Source organism: bacterium, assembly GCA_036504735.1.
Classification (GTDB): domain Bacteria; phylum Electryoneota; class RPQS01; order RPQS01; family RPQS01; genus DASXUQ01.
On sequence record DASXUQ010000005.1, the window covers coordinates 250,320 to 266,353 of the forward strand.

Genomic DNA, 16,034 nt, shown 5'->3' on the forward strand with positions numbered 1-16,034 from the left:
CAAAAGCAAAGCCGGGGCGGCGCTAAAACGCATTTTCAATATGACGGATCTTGACATCGTCATGCTCCCACCATACGGAAATTACGTCGAAACGGTACGGCACTACGCCGTACTTGTGTCCGAGATAGAATCGCGCCAGCGTGTGCAGCCGGCGGCGTTTGTCCTGATTGACGCGAGTTTCCGGCGGAAACTCGGTGAGCCTGCGGCTGGCCTTCACCTCGACAAACACCCACGCGTTCTGGTGACGGCAGATGATGTCCATCTCCCCCGCCTTGCACGACCAGTTGCGCTCCACGACTTGGAAGCCGAGGCGCGACAGATGCTTCACCGCAGCATCTTCGCCGTCCCTGCCGATCTGAGCAGTGGTGCGCGAGGCCAGCGGCTTATTTCGTCTCCAGATTTTCTTGAAAAAACTCGCGAACACCTTGAAATGTCCTGCGGTGTATGGGGCACGGCCCCAGTTGCTTGAGAAGGCGGCGATGTTCCTCTGTCGGATATCCGAAATGGCGAGCAAACCCGTATTCCGGATGCACTGCATCGTAATCGCGCATCAGACGGTCGCGAGTAACCTTGGCGATAATCGAAGCTGCGCTGATGACCGCCACACACGCATCGCCGTGCACAATCGCGCGCGAAGGCAAGCTTGGATTGAGGCGGCGGTTGCCGTCGACCAGAATCATCTGCGGTGGGCACGGCAGCAACGCAACCGCCCGTTCCATCGCCCGCAGAGACGCCTGAAGGATATTGATCTCGTCGATTTCCTCCGGTGTACACGCGCCGACCCCGAATTCCAGCTCGTGCGGCACCCGGGCAAAGAACTCTTCCCGGGCGGAGACAGTCATCTTCTTGGAGTCCTGCGCCGACCAGAGCAGTTCGCAATCGCGGAACAGCACAGCCGCTGCCACGACGGGTCCGGCGAGCGGCCCGCGCCCGGCTTCGTCCACACCGCAGATGAGCGACATTCCAGAGGCAAGCAGTTCCCGCTCGATGGGCAGACGCGCACCAAACAGTTCGTCTCTTTGTCCACGGGAAGGCTTACCCATGCGGCAGTCTCCACAAACGTGTCAGCCGCGCGGCGCGGGATTCCTCCCGCGTCCACTTGTGCCCATCCGACGCGTACGTCACAGTTCCTTCGCGAGATGTCATATGGATGGGAATTTTCAGTGACTCCAGCCGCGAAATTACAGACAGATGCGGGTGGCCATACAGATTGTGCCGTCCCACCGAAATGATTCCTTCTGTGGGTGTGGTCTGTTTGAGGAACGCTAACGTGGTAGATGCTTTGCTTCCATGATGAGCGATTTTCAGCAAATCTACATCCAATTCCGCTCCCCAAGCCTGCAAAGCACACTCCATGGCGCTGTCCACATCGGCGGGAAGCAGGGCCGTGCTGTGGCTGCACTTCAGACGCAGCACAAGGGAACGCTGATTCTCCGTTGCCATCATCGGCCTCACAGCGCTGTCCGGTGAGAGCACCATTACAGAAACCTGATCGGACAACCGCACCATATTACCGGCAGTCAAACGTTGTTCGTGGATTCCTTTGGCACTCTCGGCCACATCCAGCCGCACCCGCGTCTGCGACGGCGAAACGTCCCCGTTGATATAGACGTGATTTACGGGCATGCTCTCGATGATCTTTGCCGCGCCGCCGATGTGGTCGTTATCCGGATGAGTCAGGATCAACGCGTCGAGGTGCCGAATACCCTGCTCGGCGAGGAAAGGCAGAATTCTATCGGCGGCGCTCCAGTCCCCAAACGCAGGGCCGGCATCTACCAGTATCTGTCCACCCGACGGCGTAGAGATCACCGTTGCATCTCCATTGCCGACGGAGAGAAATGATAGACGGCACAGCGGATCGGGTTTGGCAAATACCGCAGCCCATACAATGACATTGCCCGCAAGCAACAGCGATGCACCGATCCAGACCCGATGGGATATGGCAAATCCGAGCAGTAATCCTGCCGTTGCCGCATATAGCAAGACGGCAATCCAAGGCGAAAACAACGGCACCGAAAGGCTGGCCAGCGGGAGCGACGCTGTGAAGCTCACAAGACTCCCCATGAGGTAGGCTGCGCCATTCAGTGAGCCCGCAAACCATGGCGACAGTGCGGGAACAACGGCCTCTATTATCAGCAGGGCTACGGCCAAGAGCAGCATCGCGCCAAAGGCAGGCACCGCGGCAATGTTGCCCAGGACGCCCAGTACGGGAATCCGTCCGAAGAGAAATCCGGTCATGGGCAGAGTGCCAATTTGCGCGCCTGCCGAGGCAGATAATAATTCTATGAGCGCCCGGAGAGTGCTCTTCCTTCGCGTAAGGCGCGCAGCGGCGGCCAGTTTCTCATGAATGTACTCATAGCCGCCAATCAGTCCAAGCACCGCCAGATAGGACAGGGCGAATCCCGCGTCGACAATGTCCAGCGGCCGCCATAGGGTTTCGACAAACGCCGCACAGGCCACCGAATTCACGGGGCTGGGTCTGCGATGCAGAACCGCACCCGTTATGTAGATTGCCGCCATGAGCGTGGCGCGCACCAGCGACGGCGCTTCTCTGCCGAGCTCCATGTACAGCAGGACAATGCCGAACAGCACGCCTAACCGAACGCCGCGAGGCACGAACAGTACGCTAAGCAGCACCCACACCGTCGCCATCAGAAAGCCGACATTCATGCCACTGAGAGCAAAAACGTGGCTGAGACCCGTCAGCCGCAGACGGTCCGAGAACGCCGCGCTGAAATCGGATCGGTTTCCCAGCACAAGCGCCTTGCAGAGCGCTGCGCCATCGGGACTCAGACGCCGGTCGTACGTGCCGGTAATGAAACCTCGCAGGCGGTCCACCATCCGGCGCAGCGAAAATCCGGAAACATGCTGCACCACATACGACGCGGTGTCCGCGTAAAGCGAAGCAACATCGCGCTGCGACACGAGGGTAATCATGCTGCCAACGCCGGTTTGGCGCTCCGCCGCCGCCACAAGCCGGCCTCGAGCATACAGCAGGTCGCCATACTGCAGATCCGCAAGCTCTGTCGAACTCCCGAATATTCGCGCGCGCATCGACCCGCAGGCTACCGTTTGAGAGTCCGCCACAAGGCTCACGGATTGCACAATCACTGCGCTGTTGCCCTCAGATACGTCGGGGCTGACGGCGACGGCTCCGATGATGGCAACGACCGAATCCTGTTCCGCCAGCGTGGCCACGCGCGAGCGGATCTCCCGTCCAAGGTTGTCCGTTGCGCGATAGGCGCCCAGAGCTGCAAAGAACAATAACAAAGGCAGAAGCGCCACGAGCCGCGTGCCGAAAGCCCAGAGCGCGGCGCCACTGAGCAAAAACAGTCCGGCACAAGCAACGAGCAGCGTACCGGACCGGAAATCGGAGTAAAGTGCGGTGACAACTCCGACAATCACCGCCAGCGCAAAGGGCAGAACAGGCACCTTGCGCGGGTCAAGGGCGGCCGCTTTCATAGCGACGGTTGTGCTTTATGAGAGAGTCAAGTCTTCTCAAGAATGAACAGTCTGGCAATTCCCAGACTTAGCCGCTTGTTCTCCGTGCAGGTGAATCCCACTTCGGAGAACAAAGCCATCAACTCTGCGGACGTGGAAAATCGCTCCACCGTTCGAGAGAGATAGGTGTACGCCTCGCGGTCATGCGAGATCAGCGCACCCAGCGGCTCCATCACATGCTTCATATACCATTGGAACATGCGATTAATGAGACGTGCGCGATCCGGAGTAAACTCCAGCACGGCGCCCTTTCCGCCCCTTTTCAGCGTACGATGCAGCTCGCGCATGCCCTTTTCGAGATCCACGAAGTTGCGCACGCCGAAGGCCACCATGAAGCGGTCAAAGGACTCTGAAGGAAAGGGCAGATTTTCGGCCACTCCGCGCACCAGCCGGTAATCCTGCGGACGGATGCTGCCGGACTTGCTGTCCGCTATATTGAGCATGGCCTGAGCCGGATCCAGCAGCACGGCACTGATGCCTTCCACGCGCTCCAGCGCCGTGAGGGACATGTCGCCCGTGCCCGCGCCGCAGTCCAAAATGCGGCACCCGGACGAAAGGTCGAGCCGGCGGATCGCGATTCTGCGCCACCGGCGGTCCGTCCCAAAGGAGAAGAAGTGGTTCAGAAAATCGTAGGATCGCGAGATGCGGTCAAACATCCCGGCGATCTCTCGGGAAGCCACACGGCTCAAAGTTCCGGAGTCCTATGTGTTGCGCGGCAAACCGTCGCCGAAACGTGCGCCGGATCAGTTAGCCGTCAGGAGCAAATATGCAAAGAAGAATGGCGTTGAGAGTAGCAGGGAATCGAAGCGGTCAAGGAATCCGCCATGCCCGGGAAAGAAGGCCGACGTGTCTTTCACGTTTACCTCGCGTTTCATAAGGGACTCGAGCAGGTCGCCGCATTGGCCAATGATGGACACAATGAAGGGAAGCGCAAGGTAGTCCCACAGCCTGGGCTCAGCCCAGCCGAAGACGGACAACACGGGCAAGACTACCGCAGCGAACAGAATACCGCCAAAGAACCCTTCCACGGTCTTGTTCGGACTGGCGGCCACGTACAGCTTGTGTTTGCCGAAGGCCCGTCCCATGAAATACGCCCCGGTGTCACACATCCACGTGGCAAGAAGCATGGCGGTCAGTGCGCCTGCCGGGCGGTAAAAGGTGGAGGACCTTACAGCATCGAGCTGCGTCCAGAGTGCCAATGGCAGCGCCGCATACAACAGGTAGAGAGCGGACGCGCTGAGATTAGCCAGCGGTTTGCGGTCGCCGCGAAATGTCTCGGACAACAACATCACGCCCAGTCCAAGAGTGGCCAGTGCCATCGCAGGCGGATGGCCGTTCATAAAGATCGCAGCGTCGAGACCTGCGGTGGCGACAAGCAGACCGGGCCAGAAAATCCGTGCATCTCGCGCGGTATTCAGCCGGTTCCACTCCCACAGAACACCGACCTGCAGAGCACATGCAAGGAGGTGCAGCGGCCAGGAGCCGTGGATCGCGATGAACACGACCAGCGGCGCTCCGATGGCGGCAACGATAACACGGCGAAGGAGATTACTCACTATCGGAAATGGCGTCCACGAAGAGTTTCCTCGGAAGGCGGCCAACCGCTTTCATCTTGTTTCTGATCGAACAGCGCTTCCACCGGCTCCCGTTTGCCGAATAATTCGGCATCGGACATATTGAAGATCGAATTGGAGTCGGGCGGCGCAACCTTGGCTTTGGAGATTACCTCCATCGCCGAGTCGGGATTCAGTGCCAGCAGGTGCTGGTACACGACGCGCGCCTGATCGTATCGGCGCAGATCCTTTTCGAGGAGAGTAGCCTTGGCAAACAGCGCCTTCTTCCCTTCCCGGCTGGTCGAGTCGAAGGCGATCACGTGACTGTATAGAGCCAGCACGGAATCCACAGGCGCATGGGGTGTGAACTGCGCGTTTTCGGCGGCGTGCAAAGCGGCGACCTGAGCGGGAACCGGCACCTCGATCAGTGGAAGCTTCAACGCGGCCCGCGCCGCATTTGCCGCCGCCGATGGCACGCTGTCGGCTGCGACCACATAGCGATAGTGGTCCGCGGCCTCGCCCGTCAGCGAATCTCTGGCTGTGGAGTCGGCTTTGGGAGTAAGTGCGCTTCCCAGAAAGAGGTTGGACCGCCAGAAAACCTCGGCGTTGACCGGCGACGTTGCCGCGAGCCGATAGTAGTTGAGCGCGCTGTCCTGCTCCGTCAAACTGTATGCATAGAACTCCGCGGCGTGCAAATAGGCCAACTGGAGTTCCCGCTCCTTGGCGAGCAACTGTGTGCGTAGCGTCTGCGCCGGAGTGGCGCGCACAGAGGCGGCGGCAGTGCTGTCGGTATGAGTAGGTCTTACCGATGAACCGACAGGATGCGGAATCGTGTCAGGCCGCGCGGAATCCACCGGAAGCGGGCGCCGATCTGTCGAATCCGAAGCAGACAAGGGAACAAAGTGCTGCGGCCGGGTCCCACCGAACGTGGAGTCGGCAGGTGCTGGCCGTGTCGGTGACGGCAACGGAGGCAATGGCGGCCGCGAACCACCGACCGGAATGGAATCCTGCGCGGGCGGCTTCTGAGTGGAATCCGGCGGAGCGCCACCTTGCGAATCTGCCGTTGAACGAAATCCTCGCAGGCTGTGCCGCTCATCTGCGGGCCTTGTCGTATCGGGAGAAGACGGACGGGCCAGAGTATCGGTTCTCACGGGGGCCGCAGCAGAATCCGAGCGAGCCATCCGGCCACTCGCGGCAGCATTCACCTTCTCCACGGAATCGAGTGCGCTGGGAGCAACGGCAACTCTGGTGGCTTTCTTCGGCGAGGCATTTCCCTTGAGCGAGTCGGCCACGGCAGGGAGGTTCCGCGTACCGACACCGTAAGCACGGTTGATCACGCCTTGCATTCGCAGCACGTGGTCGTTGTTTCCTTCGGTTCTGGATGAATCGCGCGTCTCGATCGCGCGAGTCAACGTCTGCAAGCCGAACCGTTCTTCGAGGATCATCGCACGGAAGGCGCGCCGGGCCAGTTCCCACGTCTCGTTGGAATCCAGTGGCGTGGGTACGGCCTTTACCAGAGGCGGCGGCGACACGGTCTTAGCCACCGGAGGCAGCGTATGGACAACTGCCGGTCCAGCAGGCTTGCGCGTCGAATCCTTAACGGCATGTGGGAGCTTTGGACTCGCAGGAGAATGGCGCGCCGTATCCGTTGCCGCAGCGACTGGCGGCAGCGCAGGATGGGCAGTATCGGGCGCTGCCGCCTGCTGAACAGGAGCCGGCGGCGCCTTTACGACGGCGGGTTTCAGAGCCGATTCCCGGCGGCGCACGGAATCCTCGAATGCAAGCAACGCCGAGGGAGTAAGCGCATCACGCGGAATCGAAATGCTGTCCGCCTGAGTTTGGAGATCGGCAATTTCGGTCTGCAATGCCTTGATCTTATCGAGCGCGAGCAGGCCCTTGGAAATCTGCTCCATTGCCGCGCGAGCCGAGTCACCGATCTGGCGGCTCGGTCCGACCCGCATGGCGCTATCGAGCAGCGCCTTGGCCAAAGTCAGATCGACCCGCTGATCACGATGTATCAGCGCAAGCCTGTAGAACGCGAGACCGCGCCGCTCACCGTTGGTATGCTGGTCAATGAACTCCTGGTACAGGCGGATGCCTTCATCCACGCGCCCGGTACGCACGGCCAGTTGAGCCAGTTCCAACGGAATATCTTCGGAGTAATCGAGGAAACGCTCGCCGGACTTGAGCTTCTCGATAATCAACTGCGCCCGGTCGAAATGTTTCAGCTCTACCTCGCACTGCGAACAGCGGATAGACGCATCGTACCCCTGTTGCACGTCGCCGGTCGAGGATGCAACCTCGGCAAAGGCGTCACGAGCCTTCTCGAAATGGCCCAGATCAAACTCCGCCTGACCGTAGCTGTTCAGCGCATTAATGCGGTCGATGTTCGGCTGCCGCATCCCGGCGGCTTGCTCGAAATAGCCCGATGCATCGGAATAGCGCTTGGCGTCGTAGCAGAGGGATCCCATCAGGAGGAGTGCGCTTGCTTTTTCCGGACCCGGTTTCAGCAGTTCGAGTCCGGTCTGCAGCAGTTGAATCGCGTCGTCCTTCTTCTTCTCTGCGGCAAGGGTCCGGGCTTTCCACAACGTGGCTTCGCTGACCAGCTTGCTGTTGGGAAAGAGCGTCATCAACTCGGTGAACTTGCGTTCTGCGCGAGGCAGATCGCCCAGACGATAGTATGACACTCCCATCAGGAACAGGGCATCGTCGGCCCAGCGGCTCTTGGGATGCTCTTCGAGCAGGCGCGCAGACGTTTCGATGACCTTGCGGTACTTTTCCGAAGCTACACCCGATTGTCCCGGTGCCCCGCCCGCCCCGGGAGGAACACTTCCTCCCTGCTGTGGAGGCGCATTGGGATTATTCGGCTGCTGCGGCTGTTGCTGCTGCTGGCGCCGCGCCTGCCGTTGCTGGGCGCGGGTATCCCGCTCCGCCTCGCCGAACTGCTTCTTGGCGTTATAGAACGTGTTGAAGTAGCCGCAACCGGAAAGCAGAAGCAGCGACAGAAAAATTGCTATGAAAAGGGGAAATCGTTTCATGGGTTGCCGATAGAGGCGTTAGAATGGGGATGCGTCTTCTCATACAGAGCTACGAGGCCCGGCAGAATGTCTCCCGCTTTGCCTCGCACATGCGCCTTAGCCTGAGATGTGAAGGGTGTCTCCTCGATGTTTACCTCAATAACGACGGCTCCCGCTTGCTGGGCGATCCCGGGCAAAGCGGCGGCCGGATAGACCACGGCCGATGTTCCAACGGTTACGAACAGATCACAAGCTTGCGCCGCTCTGCGGGCTGCGTCCACCGCATCCTGCGGCAGTGCTTCGCCGAACCAGACCACGCCCGGGCGCAGCATGCCGCCACATGAACAGCACGGCACGTCATCCGTAAAGGTAATAAATTCTAACGACGTTTCCACGCCGCAATTGAAGCAACGATTGATGTGAATATTGCCGTGCAGTTCAATAATGCGACGGCTTCCTGCTGCACGGTGCAAGCCATCAACATTCTGAGTGATAAGTGTAAAATTCTGACAGAGTGATTCCCAATAGGCCAAGGCTAAGTGCCCTGTATTGGGACGAACTTTGGTTAAGAGATCACGCCGCCACTGGTACCATTCCCAGACAAGCCTCGGATTGGCGACAAACGCCTCTGGAGTCGCTAATTCTTCCGGCCTAAAACTCCGCCAATGACCTTCTGCTCCTCGGAATGTCGGGACGCCCGATTCAGCGGAAATGCCCGCACCGGTAAAAACGCATACATGTTCTGCATTTACAATATCTTGAACAAGACCGGCGGCGAGATCCATCTTCACATTATTTCCCTTGACATTCGATTTGTCATTGAGTATATTAGCTCAATTCTTCCAGTCGGTGCGCGAGCCCCTTGGTTCGTCGTGGTCGACATTCTGAAAATCAGCTAAGGTCAGAAGACACTAATCAATGCCCCAGCACAAGTCAAACGTTAAGAGGATGAGGACCAGCGCCATCGCGCGTCTGCGTAATCGTCGTGATCGCTCGCGCTGCCGTTCGGTGGAAAAGCATGTTGTCGAAGCTCGTACTCAGGCCGATGCCCGGGCGCAACTCAGCGAAGTTTTCTCGGTACTGGATCATATGGCTGCCAAGGGTGTGCTTCATGAGAATACGGTTGCACGCCGCAAGTCCCGCCTTACGAACCTGGTGAGCAAACTGCCCGCCTGAAGTTTTCTTACATCGTTTCCCCGCCGAGCCGGTGTTACTTTGGCGCTCCTCCCCCCTCTTGCCAGAGTCGCGACACCGGCTCTTCTTTGTCCGGGAATCCGCTTCTCTCAGGAGTGGCGGTCAAACGGTGACTCGTAGTTCGGCGCTTCCTGCGTAATGATCACATCGTGCGGATGACTTTCCCTGTACCCAGCCGTCGTGGATTGCACGAGCTGGGCTTTTTCTTGCATCTCGCCGATGGTCGCAACGCCACAATAACCCATCGCCGAACGCAGCCCGCCCATCAGTTGGTAGACCGTATCGGCCAACTTGCCCTTGTAGGGCACCCGTCCTTCAATTCCTTCCGGTACAAACTTCGCGTTGGCGTCCGAAGCGGATTGGAAGTAGCGATCCGCACTTCCCTGTCTCATGGCTCCGAGCGAACCCATTCCTCGGAATTGCTTGTAGCTGCGGCCTTCGAAGAGGATCGTGTCGCCGGGGCTCTCTTCTGTACCGGCAAACAGGCTGCCGATCATCACGGAATCCGCGCCCACCGCAATCGCCTTCGCAATATCTCCGGAATAACGAATGCCACCGTCCGCAATGACGGGCACGCCGAGCGGCTTCAAGACATCGCTGACTTCGAGAATCGCGGTGATCTGCGGCACGCCCACGCCCGCGACAATGCGGGTAGTGCAGATAGAGCCGGGACCGACGCCAACCTTCAGCGCGTCCACGCCGGCATCCGCCAGTTCGCGAGCGCCTTCCGGAGTCACCACGTTGCCCGCGACAATATCCACATCCGCAAAACGCTTCCGCAACGCCTTCACCACGGTGATGACATTTTCCGAATGGCCGTGCGCGGAATCTACGACCAGCGCATCCGTGCCGGCATCCACCAAGGCCTGGGCGCGTTCTTCGGTATCCGGACGGGTTCCTACCGCCGCGGCCACGCGGAGACGCCCATTGGCATCCTTGCAGGCGTTCGGATACAGTGAACGCTTCTGAATATCCTTGGCGGTGATCAGGCCGGCCAGATGGCCGTCTTTGTCAACAAGCAACAGTTTTTCGATGCGGTGTTTCTGAAGCAGTGCCTGCGCCGTTTTGGGATCCGTGCCCGGAGGCGCGGTGACGAGGCGCTCGCGCGGCGTCATAACTTCAGAGAGCGGCTTGGACAAATCTTCTTCAAAGCGCAGATCGCGGTCGGTGACGATGCCGACCAGCAGATCCCCGTCTACCACGGGCATGCCGCTAATGCCTTTATCGCGCATGAGGGCAATCGCATCCCGCAATCGCGCATTCGACGGAAGCGTGTGCGGTTTCAAAATGCTGGCGGACTCACTGCGCTTGACGCGGTTGACTTCGGCCGCCTGGGCCTCGGCGCTCATGTTCTTGTGAACGACGCCAATGCCGCCTTCCCGGGCGAGAGCGATGCACAGCGAAGCTTCGCTGACAGTATCCATCGCCGCGGACACCAGCGGAATATTCAGCGTGATGTTGCGGCTGAAACGCGAATGAAGGGCTACCTGTGAAGGAATAACAGTGGAGCGTGCGGGGATGAGCAGCACGTCGTCGAATGTGATTCCCTGATAGCGGATTTTATCCTGTTGAGACATTACTTTTTAGCTATGTTCACGGGTCGTGATCTATCGCGACATGAAAACGTCATGAAAGAATCGCAAATAGGTCAGGGTACCCAAACGGTTTTCCAATAAGACAAGAACAACGGTAGCGATTACGGCGCCGACGCCCAGTACCGTCACGTAGATCCGCCATGGCGTGGCGCCGAAGCCGGTGCGCAGGGCAGTAAGCAGCCGAATAAAACTCCAGACGAGCCCAATCAGCACTCCGAAGAACGCCACCTGCGCGAAGCTTGGCACCTCCACCGCGCGGTAGAAGACCACGGCGATGGGCAACAGGTACAACAGTGCAGAGAAGGACCAGATCACATAATTAGCGGACTGCCAGAAATCCACGTGCTCGCGGAACAGCAGAGAGATGACCTGCACCAGCAGCGTCTGAACAAGAATCAGTCCCATGAAGATCGCGGTGAAGAACGCGATGAGTTGGACCGGATTCCAGATGAGATTGATCAGTTGGCCCTTGAGATGCGGCCACGGGAAGAAATGCGTCAGATAATAGTCCAGCGCAAAGCTGTTGCGGTACATATACAGCAGCGAGGAGAGCAGCAGAGATAGCGTGACGGCTTCGAGGAACCACAACAGCAACGGCTGGGCCGTATGCAGAAAGCGGCGGTACCGCAAGTCGCTGTAGAATCCGTGCGCGTGGAGAAAAACGCGCTTCAGGTTCTGGCGGAAAACATTGTTGCGGCGCAACTCTATGGACAGCGCCACCAGGGCCGCTAATCCAATGGCGGGAAATGCCACCGGCGCCTGCTCCGGTGTTCCGGCGGGAACCGGCGGCGACGTCTGGCCGGTGTGCGCCAACTCCCGAAGTCTCGAGAAGGCGATGCGCTCCTGGCGGTCAAGGCCCACAATGCCGAAGCTCAACAAGAACGGATCGGGACGATTCGGCTGCGCCAGCAATGGGCTGCTGCCATGATAATCCGAGTAGGCATGGATCAGATAGCCGTCAAGGTTATCGGTCGCCTCAATGGCCAGCACTTCGCGGATCAGATACTCGGCCTGATTGACAATCCCTGCGGATGTCTGACTGCGATCCGGATCTTCCATCGCCGCCAGTTTCTGCACGCGGGATACGATCACCGGCATGGAGCCTGCGCCAGCCTTGTCCAGCTTCAGTGCTTCGCTGTCCGGACGCAATGAAATCAGCACGAAATCCGCCAGTCCCGCAGCACTCGCGGGATTCTCCGTCTCGACATAGCAGAGAGCGCCATCCAGGCCCTTCACCGTCTGGTAAAGCCACTGGCTGAAGGCCTGAGTGGCCGGATCGCGCCAGTTCAATTGAGACCCAAGCCCCCACGCGAGCACAGAGACATGGTCACGATAGGACAGGACCATGCGCTCGGTGGAATGCTGCACCAGATTCCGGTAGGCGGATTTTGCCAGCACATCGCTGGGAATCCAATCCAGCCCCTCCTCTACCAGCACAAGCAGTCCCATTTCGTCGCACAGCGTGAGCAACTCCGGTGGCGGCGGACTGAATGGAACGCGGATGACGTTGACGCCAAGATCCCGCATCCGGGCCAGATCTTCGCGTATCGTAGAAACCGCAATGGCCCGGGCTCCACGTGGCCCTTCCGGCACGTAATCCAAACCGCGCACGCGAAGCCGTTGCCCGTTCACCATGACGTGGCCGTTACGGATCTTCACGCTTTTGAAACCCACCGTGCGCGAAATGCGGTGCAGGGTATCGGAACCGGCGACCAGAGACGTCGTCATAAAATAACAGACGGGCCGCGCCGGAGACCAGAGCGACGCGCCGAATCTCGGCATCGGCATCACGGTCTGAAAGCTCTCGCTGCCGCCGCGCGTCAGCGGTTCGCTCCGCGCTTCCGAAAGGACCTTTCCTCCCGAATCCCGCAAGGCCACGTACAGCCGGACTTCTGAGGGAATTCTTCCGGAGCTGTCCGCACTCGCGGCTAAGGGACCGTGCTGGGCAACATGGATTTGCGCACTGACGCGAATCGCCGTGGAATCATCCGCCACTTCCGAAACCAAACTCGCATCTTCGATGGCCCAACTGGGTGTGCCGCGAAGGTAGACTCCCGAGAACACGCCGCCATAATTTGCGGGCTGCAACACTTGCGAGCGGACCGGCAATGTCTTGCGCGGGCTGAGCCGGTTGCTCACCCGAAGCGTCACCTCATTGGAGGAACCGAAGCGCAACCGTTCACGGGGAATGTCGCAAGTAAATCCGAGATGGCTTCCGGTAAAGGATGTCACGAAACTGCCGTTCACCCAAACCTCCACCGCATAGTGGATTTCGGGCACGACCAGTTCAAAGTACATCGGCTTCAGCGAGTCGGCCAGAGTGAATGTCCGCCGGTAACTGACGACCGTCTCCCCGTTATCGAAGGCCCCGGGGATCCAGCCGGGCGAGTAGTCGCCCTCATCGCCGACGCGGCATTCCCATGCGCCGGAAAGATCCAGAATGGCCTGATGCGGTTGCGCCTTAAGCTGGGGAAGCGTTGAAGGCACGGGGCTGCGCTGCTCGTAAAACGTGAAACCCTCGGCCGGACGCACAGGCGCCGTCAGCACGAGGGTCAGCACCAGAAAGAGAGCGCTTACTGCCTGATTGCGGAATTTCATGCAGAGAGGTTGGAAAGTCTACACAGAATATTCGTGGTTCTTCCGCACAATCGTCAAACACAGCTTCACACTGGTCTCCATATCCTTGATATGGACGTGCTCGCTGTTGGTGTGCTCGTTTCTCATACCGCAGCCAATGACGACGGCGGGCAGACCTTTCTCGTTATAGACGTTGGCGTTCGTGCCACCGCCAATGGCCAGAGGCTGCATCGTAATGCCCAGCTCCTTGCCCGCGTCCGCCGCCAGCTTGTAGGCCGGACTGTCGAACGGAATGTTCATGGCATTGAACTCGCGTTTGACGTCCGCGCGAAAAACCGGAGCCACCGTCTTGCCGTCCACGGTCTTGGTGAACTTCTTGACCGCATCTTCGAAACACTGCGTCATATGGCGAGACTGCGCTTCGAGCACGTCGTTGGAGTGGCTGCGCGCTTCGGCAGTGGCCACCAGCTTGTCCGCCACGATATTGGTCGCGCGGCCGGAATTGACCGTTCCGATGTTAGCGGTGGAATCAGGGTCCAGCCGGCCAAGCTTCATTCTGGATACGGCCTCGGCAAACACTTCAATGGCCGACACACCCTTCTCCGGCGCCATGCCGGCGTGGGCCGCGATGCCATCGATCTCGTAATGCATGCGGTTGGCGCTGGGTGCGCGGTAGACGATAGTATCCAGTTCTTCATTATCCAGAACAAATGCGGTCTTGGCCTTCACGGTGGTAAGATCCACCTGATTGGCACCCAGCAGGCCGATCTCTTCGGCCACATCGAAAATTGCTTCAATCGGCCCGTGCGGCATGTTGGATTCATGGAGACAGCGCAGCATTTCCACAACCGTCGCTACACCGGACTTGTCATCCGAACCGAGCACGGTGGTGCCGTCGGAATAGACGACTCCGTCCTTGATGACGGGTTTAACACCGAGGCAGGGCATCACGCAATCCATATGAGCGGAAAACAGCAACGCCGGCGCCTTGGAACTATTCGCCGGCATCTTTACGTGCAGATTACCGCAGTTGCCGCCGATCTTCTCGCCGGCATTATCGCGAAAGGTGGTAACGCCCAGCGGCGCAAGGATCTTCTCCAGATAATCGGCAACCGCCGATTCCTGCTTCGACGGGCTGTCGATCTGTACCAGATCCAAAAATGTGCGGACCAGACGATCCGTGTTGTGAGTCGGGATGTTCATGGAGAAACTCACCCTTGGTTTACAAGTTCGCCCACTACTCCATCGGAATGAAGGCTTGTGATCATCATGTCAACGACACTCCCGGCCACGGACTCGGGAACGTCAGCATACACGTCGAGGTAATTGGCAGCATGTCCGGCCAGAAGGTCGCCGTGGCGGCGTTTCTCGAAGAGCACACGCTGTGTTGTGTTCAAGAACTTATTGCGGAACTGCAGCCGCAGGGCGCTGTCCACCGTCTTCAGCGCGTCAACGCGCTCATGTTTATCGGAATCGGGGACGCTGCCGGGGAGTCGCGTTGCGGGAGTGCCCGGACGCGAACTGTAGGGGAAAACATGCAGGTAAGCGATGGGAGAATGCGCCAGGAATTCCCGCGTGCGGCCGAAATGCTCTTCCGTCTCGCCGGGAAAACCCACAATGATGTCCGAACCAAATCCCCAATCGGACCGCAGCGCAAACGCCTGCTCAAAAATCCATTCGATTTCGGCGACAGTATACCGCCGGTTCATACGGTGCAGGATAAAATCCTCGGCGCTCTGCAGCGGGATGTGCAGATGCGGGCAGATCACCGAAGAGTTCGCAACCGTCTTCAGAAAGCGGTCTGTCACCGCCCACGGCTCAATGCTTCCAAGCCGTATGCGCTGCACACCCTTCACGGACTCGAGCGCCGCCAGCAGCTTGGCCATACCGTCTTCGAGGCCCAGATCGCCTCCGTACGTACCGAGCGCCACACCCGTGATCACAATTTCGGCAAACCCGTGATCGGCCAGTTGCTGTGCCTGTTCAACCACCTTGGGAATTTCCAGGCTTCTGCCGCGTCCCCGCAATTGCGGGATAATGCAGTAGGTGCATTTTTGCGAGCAGCCGTCTTGCACTTTCAAAAAGGCCCGGGTGCGTCCCAGCAGCCCTTCTACCGCAAGGCCCTCGCCGAAGAAAGATTCGGCGCGTTCCGTCTCGCCAATATGCACTTCCGCTTCGGTTTGTGATGCCGACGGCAGGAAATCCAGAATATGTTCTTTCTCACGATTGCCCAGCACCGCGTTCACGCCGTCAATCTGCACTAAGGCAGCAGAGGAGCGCTCCGCCATGCAGCCAACGGCCAGCAATGCCGCCTGTGGATTCTTACGGTGGAGCGAACGCAGCATGGACCGCGCCTTGCGCTCGGCGATGGCAGTCACGGCGCAGGTATTGACGACGCAGACATCCGCCGCTTCGACGGAGTCCGTTATCGCGTAACCTGCCTGACGAAACTGAGCCAGAATGGCTTCGCTCTCGTACTGGTTCAGCTTGCAGCCGAGTGTCGAGACCGAGACCGTGCGTTGCGGATTGTGAGAAGGAACGGCCATATCAGGGAGTGAATCGGAGTGGAGCCGCATGGCGCGGCTCCACTCCGAAGG

The 16,034-nt window shown here is 59.2% G+C and carries 12 protein-coding genes; 1 reads left to right on the forward strand and 11 read right to left on the reverse strand.

Features of this window, described 5'->3' with window-relative positions; genetic code table 11:
* Nucleotides 1–22: 22 nt before the first annotated feature.
* From VGL38_02910 to VGL38_02940, 7 genes are all read right to left on the reverse strand, one after another.
* Nucleotides 23–424 (reverse strand): YraN family protein, encoded by a 402-nt coding sequence (locus tag VGL38_02910; GenBank protein ID HEY3294366.1) that lies wholly within the window; start codon nucleotides 422–424, stop codon nucleotides 23–25.
* The gene (locus VGL38_02915; protein ID HEY3294367.1) at nucleotides 384–1,043 is read right to left on the reverse strand and encodes a ribonuclease HII; all 660 of its coding nucleotides are present in this window, start codon (nucleotides 1,041–1,043) and stop codon (nucleotides 384–386) included. The genes VGL38_02910 and VGL38_02915 overlap by 41 nt, the downstream gene beginning before the upstream one ends.
* Nucleotides 1,036–3,462, reverse strand: coding sequence for a DNA internalization-related competence protein ComEC/Rec2 (locus VGL38_02920; protein HEY3294368.1), 2,427 nt, complete (start codon nucleotides 3,460–3,462; stop codon nucleotides 1,036–1,038). Before VGL38_02920 ends, VGL38_02915 begins: the two co-directional genes overlap by 8 nt.
* 26 nt (nucleotides 3,463–3,488) lie before the next feature.
* The gene (locus VGL38_02925) at nucleotides 3,489–4,181 is read right to left on the reverse strand and encodes a ubiquinone/menaquinone biosynthesis methyltransferase (protein ID HEY3294369.1); all 693 of its coding nucleotides are present in this window, start codon (nucleotides 4,179–4,181) and stop codon (nucleotides 3,489–3,491) included.
* 63 nt (nucleotides 4,182–4,244) lie between these two features.
* A complete protein-coding gene (locus VGL38_02930; GenBank protein HEY3294370.1) occupies nucleotides 4,245–5,057 on the reverse strand; it encodes a phosphatidate cytidylyltransferase in 813 nt (270 codons plus the stop codon).
* On the reverse strand, nucleotides 5,057–8,092 hold the full coding sequence (locus VGL38_02935; GenBank protein HEY3294371.1) for a tetratricopeptide repeat protein: 3,036 nt from the start codon (nucleotides 8,090–8,092) through the stop codon (nucleotides 5,057–5,059). Before VGL38_02935 ends, VGL38_02930 begins: the two co-directional genes overlap by 1 nt.
* On the reverse strand, nucleotides 8,089–8,856 hold the full coding sequence (locus VGL38_02940; protein HEY3294372.1) for an NAD-dependent deacylase: 768 nt from the start codon (nucleotides 8,854–8,856) through the stop codon (nucleotides 8,089–8,091). The genes VGL38_02935 and VGL38_02940 overlap by 4 nt, the downstream gene beginning before the upstream one ends.
* Nucleotides 8,857–8,989: 133 nt before the next feature.
* Between VGL38_02940 and rpsT the strand changes: the two genes are divergently transcribed.
* The gene (gene rpsT, locus VGL38_02945; protein HEY3294373.1) at nucleotides 8,990–9,247 is read left to right on the forward strand and encodes a 30S ribosomal protein S20; all 258 of its coding nucleotides are present in this window, start codon (nucleotides 8,990–8,992) and stop codon (nucleotides 9,245–9,247) included.
* 107 nt (nucleotides 9,248–9,354) lie between these two features.
* On the opposite strand, the gene guaB is transcribed toward rpsT, so the two are convergent.
* The 4 genes from guaB to mtaB are packed head-to-tail and all read right to left on the reverse strand — an operon-like array spanning nucleotide 9,355 to nucleotide 16,013.
* Complete coding sequence (gene guaB, locus VGL38_02950) at nucleotides 9,355–10,842, reverse strand: IMP dehydrogenase (protein HEY3294374.1); 1,488 nt, start codon at nucleotides 10,840–10,842, stop codon at nucleotides 9,355–9,357.
* A 30-nt stretch (nucleotides 10,843–10,872) separates the two neighbouring features.
* The gene (locus tag VGL38_02955; GenBank protein HEY3294375.1) at nucleotides 10,873–13,458 is read right to left on the reverse strand and encodes a glycoside hydrolase family 2 TIM barrel-domain containing protein; all 2,586 of its coding nucleotides are present in this window, start codon (nucleotides 13,456–13,458) and stop codon (nucleotides 10,873–10,875) included.
* Nucleotides 13,459–13,476: 18 nt separating this feature from the next.
* A complete protein-coding gene (locus VGL38_02960) occupies nucleotides 13,477–14,640 on the reverse strand; it encodes a M20/M25/M40 family metallo-hydrolase (protein ID HEY3294376.1) in 1,164 nt (387 codons plus the stop codon).
* A gap of 8 nt (nucleotides 14,641–14,648) precedes the next feature.
* On the reverse strand, nucleotides 14,649–16,013 hold the full coding sequence (mtaB, locus tag VGL38_02965) for a tRNA (N(6)-L-threonylcarbamoyladenosine(37)-C(2))-methylthiotransferase MtaB (GenBank protein HEY3294377.1): 1,365 nt from the start codon (nucleotides 16,011–16,013) through the stop codon (nucleotides 14,649–14,651).
* Between the last annotated feature and the right edge of the window lie 21 nt (nucleotides 16,014–16,034).